We start from the raw sequence: 570 nt of genomic DNA on the forward strand, positions 1-570 counted from the left end.
GCCCGCCGTGCCCGGCGTAGAAAACCTCTCCGGCAACGCCGTTTTCTCGAACGACAAGGGCACGCTGCGGATTGAGTCCAACGACTCCGCGCTACTGCTGCCAGGCACGTTTGCCGATGCCCGCGTGCCGCTGGACCGGCTGCAAGGCACGTTGCGCTGGACATATCGCAAGCAGGAACTCGTCGTCACCAGCGACAACCTTGCGTTCTCCAACGACGACCTGTCGGCGCGCATCACGGGCAGCTATCGTCACGCGCCGGACACCAGCCACCTCGGCACCATCGACCTGAAGGGCTCGCTGGACCGCGCCAGCGTTGCGCGAGTGCCTCGCTATCTGCCGCTGTCCATCGGGCAACATCTGCGCGACTACCTGGGCGGTGCGCTGCAGGCCGGCACGGCTAGCAATGTGAATTTCGCCTTGGCGGGCGATCTGCACGACTTTCCGTTCCGGCCGCCGCACAAGGGTGTATTTCGCGTAGAAGTACCGATGCAGGATGTGACGTACCAGCCGGCGCCGGTCGAAGCCGCGCACAACCCGCCCGGCCAGGCGCCGACGCACCCCGGCAGTTG

The 570-nt window shown here is 66.1% G+C and carries 1 protein-coding gene; it reads left to right on the forward strand.

The window, feature by feature from the left end; genetic code table 11:
- On the forward strand, positions 1-570 hold a 570-nt coding region (locus tag D1614_RS28535; protein ID WP_206610188.1), incomplete at both ends, for a YhdP family protein.

Origin of the sequence: Maribellus luteus, assembly GCF_003576475.1 — a bacterium.
Taxonomy (GTDB): domain Bacteria; phylum Bacteroidota; class Bacteroidia; order Bacteroidales; family Prolixibacteraceae; genus Draconibacterium; species Draconibacterium luteum.